At 68.7% G+C, this 4,550-nt stretch carries 4 protein-coding genes and 1 tRNA gene; 1 reads left to right on the top strand and 4 read right to left on the bottom strand.

What is annotated here, in order from left to right:
- Nucleotides 1–409 precede the first annotated feature (409 nt).
- Nucleotides 410–544: a DLW-39 family protein gene (locus tag VN520_RS34735; RefSeq protein ID WP_325750935.1), complete on the bottom strand. Its 135-nt coding sequence runs from the start codon at nt 542–544 to the stop codon at nt 410–412.
- Between the two features lie 281 nt (nt 545–825).
- Between VN520_RS34735 and VN520_RS34730 the strand changes: the two genes are divergently transcribed.
- The gene (locus VN520_RS34730; protein WP_325750934.1) at nt 826–1,185 is read left to right on the top strand and encodes a DUF6344 domain-containing protein; all 360 of its coding nucleotides are present in this window, start codon (nt 826–828) and stop codon (nt 1,183–1,185) included.
- Between the two features lie 203 nt (nt 1,186–1,388).
- On the opposite strand, the gene VN520_RS34725 is transcribed toward VN520_RS34730, so the two are convergent.
- The 3 genes from VN520_RS34725 to gyrA all read right to left on the bottom strand — a co-directional run.
- Nucleotides 1,389–1,465 (bottom strand) — tRNA-Ile (locus VN520_RS34725).
- 71 nt (nt 1,466–1,536) lie between these two features.
- Nucleotides 1,537–2,133 carry a DUF3566 domain-containing protein gene (locus VN520_RS34720; RefSeq protein ID WP_325750933.1) on the bottom strand — a complete coding sequence of 199 codons (597 nt, stop codon included), beginning with the start codon at nt 2,131–2,133 and terminating at the stop codon, nt 1,537–1,539.
- Nucleotides 2,134–2,226: 93 nt separating this feature from the next.
- The coding region (gyrA, locus tag VN520_RS34715; RefSeq protein WP_325750932.1) for a DNA gyrase subunit A at nt 2,227–4,550 on the bottom strand (2,324 nt) is incomplete at its 5' end.

Here is a 4,550-nt window from a genome sequence, read left to right as displayed (position 1 = left end):
GAGCGCCGCGAGCGTCGCCCGGCCCCTGTTGCGCTGCCTGTCCACGCGCTTCCCCTCGTCGTCTGCGTTCGTGCCCTGCGCCGGCCGCGTACGAGCAGGAGCCCGGCTGCCGGAGCGACCACGGCGCCCGCTGCGGCAACGGCCGCGATGCCGGTCCATCCTGCACCGCCCGCACCGCCGTTGTCTGCAGCCCCTGCCCGAATGCCGTGCTCGCCCGCCGCGGTGCCACCGGGCCCCTCCCCCGGGTGCGGGAGCACCGTACTGCGGAGGTTCCTCACCTGCGACCCGCGATTATTCGCTCATGCAACACGATGATGTGCGGAAGTGAATCCACGGGTCCGGACACCCCGCCGGACAGCAGAAAGCCCCGGCCGCTCGGCGGCCGGGGCTTGTAGCAGACTGTTCCGTCTCACACACCTGAACCTGCGGGCACGGAGTCGGTCGCCTCCGTCCACAGATCCTGCTCGGCGCGATCCGCCTGGATCTGGCGGTACACGAGGAGCCCGCCGATGGCGGCCAGTGCGACCACGAGAAGCTTCTTCACCGCGCGACCTCGTCTTTCCTTGACGTAAGGGACTTCTGCCGCCCGACTATACACACCGGCCGATACCGATCGGTGACCTCCCCGGTACCCGTCCGCCACCCGCTCCAGCCCCTTTTCGAGGCCCCTCAGGGCTCCCGTAGGAGCTTCTCCGAACCGGTTGAACCAGAAGAGTGGTGTTCATCGGAAGATCGGCACACCGGAGGCGTCGGTCCCGGTTTTCGCCGCCCGGAACCACATCATCGGAAAGGTAAGCAAACAGGACCACCTGAAAGCGAGGGGCCATGAGCACCTTCAGGGTCAAGAGCGTCTGGACCGCCTTCGTCACCGCCTTCTTCGCGCTTCTCGCGTCGCTGGGCCTCGCCACCGCCCAGGCCACGGCCGCGGAGCCGACGGCCATGAACCACGAGCACACGGGTGCGGCCCCGGCAACCGCGAACACCCCGTCGGTGCGATGGACCCTTCCGCGTGACAGGGCGCTGCCGCCCACCATGAAGCAGCGCATCCGCGCCGAGGCGCACGGCTCCTCACCCGCCACCCGGCAGCTGTCCGCCGACACCGCGGACGCCGCGCACGCGACGGCCGGCACCCGCTCCGCCCACAGCGCCACACCTGCCGGGGACTCGGCTCCGCTGCCGCCCTGAGGGCGCCGCGAACTCCACCCAGGCCCCTGGTCCGGTCCACTCCGGCGGGGGCCTTTTCCACGGGTCGGCACACGCGCCCGCGGAAGGCCGGGGGAACGATGAACCCGTGACGGCGCCCGCGGACCTTCCTGGGGCCGGAGGACGGCTGAGGTCAGCCGTCATGCAGAAGGCCCCCCACCGTTACCGGTGGGGGGCCTTCGTGCTGGTGGGGCTAACAGGATTTGAACCTGTGGCCTCATCCTTATCAGGGATGCGCTCTAACCAACTGAGCTATAGCCCCGCCGCGCTGCTGCGCTGACTTCTGAAGATTAGCGCACGTCGGGGCCAGTCCCAAAATCGATACCCGGCGCCCTACTCGTCCTCGGCGAGAGTGAGCTCCACGCCACCCACGAAGCCGGCCGACAGGTTGTAGATGAACGCGCCCAGCGTCGCCAGCGCGGTGGCCAGCACCACGTCGATCGCCGCGATGACCGAGGTGAAGATGAGGACGCGCGGCAGCGACAGGAACGACTGCAGATCGAAGCCGTTGCTCTCGTTCGAGCCGGTGGCCTCGCTGATCGTGCCGCCCACGGTGGAGAAGACGCCCATCGCGTCCATCACCATCCACAGGACGGCGGCCGCGACCACCGCGCAGATGCCGAGCGCGATGGAGAGAAGGAAGCTGACCTTCATCACCGACCAGGGATCGGCCTTCGCCACCCGCAGACGCGCCTTACGGGTACGCGGAGTGGTCCGCGCCCCCGTCCGGGGCAGCCGGGTCGCCTGCGTGCCGCCGACGCCCTGTACACCGCCCTGTGTGCCTCCGCCCTGCGTACCGCCCGCAGGGGACTGGTACGCCTGCGGCGGGTGGTAGGGCCCCGCCGGGCCCGCTGCGGGCTCCCGCTCGCCGGGCAACGGCCCGGTCGCGTACCCCTCGTACTGCGGCTGAGGTCCCCGAGTGTCCGTCACAGTGCCCCCTTGGGAGTCCGTGGCAGGGCCACGGGCGCCGTTCTCGCCTGCTCCGGAAGCGGCCGGACCGGCGCCCGTGGCTCCACTCACGCTTTACTCCTCGTGCTCCCCGGCCGAAGGCGCCGTGCCCTCGGCTGTGCCCTCGACCACGTTCTCGGCATGGGCCTCGACCGTGGCGCCTTCGGCCTCATCGGTCCCGTCGACCTCTTCGGCCTCACGACCGGCCTCGGCGTTGCGCGCGATGCCGACGACGGCATCACGCTTGCCCAGATTGATCAGTTGGACGCCCATGGTGTCACGGCCCGTCTCCCTGACTTCATTGACGCGCGTACGGATCACGCCACCGCCGAGCGTGATGGCGAGGATCTCGTCCGCTTCCTCCACCACCAGCGCGCCGACGAGCGAACCGCGGTCCTCGACGATCTTGGCGGCCTTGATGCCGAGACCGCCACGGCCCTGGACGCGGTATTCGTCGACAGGGGTCCGCTTCGCGTACCCGCCGTCGGTGGCAGTGAACACGAACGTACCGGGCCGGACAACATTCATCGAGAGCAGTTCGTCACCCTCGCGGAAACTCATGCCCTTCACGCCGGAAGTGGCGCGGCCCATCGGGCGGAGCGCGTCGTCCGTCGCGGTGAACCTGATCGACTGGGCCTTCCTGCTGACGAGCAGCAGGTCGTCCTCGGCCGAGACCAGTTCGGCGCCGATCAGCTCGTCGTCGCTGCCGTCCTGCGTCTCCCGCAGATTGATCGCGATGACACCGCCCGAGCGCGGGGAGTCGTAGTCCTTCAGCGCGGTCTTCTTCACCAGACCGCCCTTCGTGGCCAGGATCAGATAGGGCGCGGCCTCGTAGTCGCGGATCGCCAGGATCTGCGCGATCTGCTCGTCCGGCTGGAACGCCAGCAGGTTCGCGACGTGCTGACCACGCGCGTCCCGGCCGGCGTCCGGCAGCTCGTACGCCTTCGCCCGGTAGACCCGGCCCTTGTTGGTGAAGAACAGCAGCCAGTGGTGCGTCGTCGACACGAAGAAGTGGTCGACGATGTCGTCCTCCCTCAGCTTCGTGCCGCGCACGCCCTTGCCGCCGCGCTTCTGCGAGCGGTAGTCGTCCGTCTTGGTGCGCTTGACGTAGCCGCCGCGGGAGATCGTGACGACGATGTCCTCCTCGGCGATCAGGTCCTCGATGGACATGTCACCGTCGAAGGGCACGAGCTTGGAACGCCGGTCGTCGCCGAACTTGTCGACGATCGCGGCCAGTTCCTCACTGACGATCTGCCGCTGCTTCGCGGGCGAGGCCAGGATCTCGTTGTACTCGTTGATCTTCGCCTGGAGCTCGTCGTGCTCGGCGGTGATCTTCTGGTGCTCCAGCGCGGCCAGGCGGCGCAGCTGCATCTCCAGGATCGCGTTCGCCTGGATCTCGTCGATCTCCAGGAGGCCCATCAGGCCCTCACGCGCGATCTCCACGGTGTTGCTGCGGCGGATGAGCGCGATGACCTCTTCGATCGCGTTCAGCGCCTTGAGCAGGCCACGCAGGATGTGCGCCCGCTCCTCGGCCTTGCGCAGCCGGAACTTCGTGCGCCGGACGATGACCTCGATCTGGTGCGTCACCCAGTGGCGGATGAAGGCGTCGATGGAGAGCGTGCGCGGCACCCCGTCGACGAGCGCCAGCATGTTCGCGCCGAAGTTGGACTGCAGATCGGTGTGCTTGTAGAGGTTGTTCAGCACGACCTTGGCGACCGCGTCACGCTTCAGCACGACGACCAGGCGCTGGCCCGTGCGCGAGGACGTCTCGTCGCGGACGTCCGCGATGCCACCGATCCTGCCGTCCTTCACCAGGTCGGCGATCTTCTGCGCGAGGTTGTCGGGGTTGGTCTGGTACGGAAGCTCCGTGACGACCAGGCACTGCCTGTTCTGGATCTCCTCGACCGCGACGACCGCCCGCATCGTGATCGAGCCACGGCCCGTGCGGTACGCCTCCTCGATGCCCTTGCGGCCCACGACCAGCGCGCCGGTCGGGAAGTCCGGGCCCTTGATCCGTTCCATCAGGGCGTCCAGGAGCTCCTCGTGCGAGGCCTCCGGGTGCTCCAGGTACCACTGGGCGCCGGCGGCGACCTCACGCAGGTTGTGCGGCGGGATGTTGGTCGCCATGCCGACCGCGATGCCCGCGGAACCGTTCACCAGGAGGTTGGGGATGCGCGCCGGCAGAACCGTCGGCTCCTGGTTGCGGCCGTCGTAGTTGTCCTGGAAGTCGACGGTCTCCTTGTCGATGTCCCGCACCATCTCCATGGCGAGCGGAGCCATCTTCGTCTCGGTGTATCGCGACGCCGCAGCGCCGTCGTTACCCGGAGAACCGAAGTTGCCCTGGCCGAGGGCAAGCGGGTACCGAAGGCTCCACGGCTGCACGAGACGCACGAGCGCGT

It is taken from the genome of Streptomyces sp., from assembly GCF_035563135.1.
Classification (GTDB): domain Bacteria; phylum Actinomycetota; class Actinomycetes; order Streptomycetales; family Streptomycetaceae; genus Streptomyces.
This window is presented reverse-complemented; position numbering and strand designations above follow the sequence as displayed.

Excerpts from the sequence above, each read along its gene's own strand:
- VN520_RS34730 (WP_325750934.1), top strand. The coding sequence starts at position 826 with ATGAGCACCTTCAGGGTCAAGAGCGTCTGGACCGCCTTCGTCACCGCC.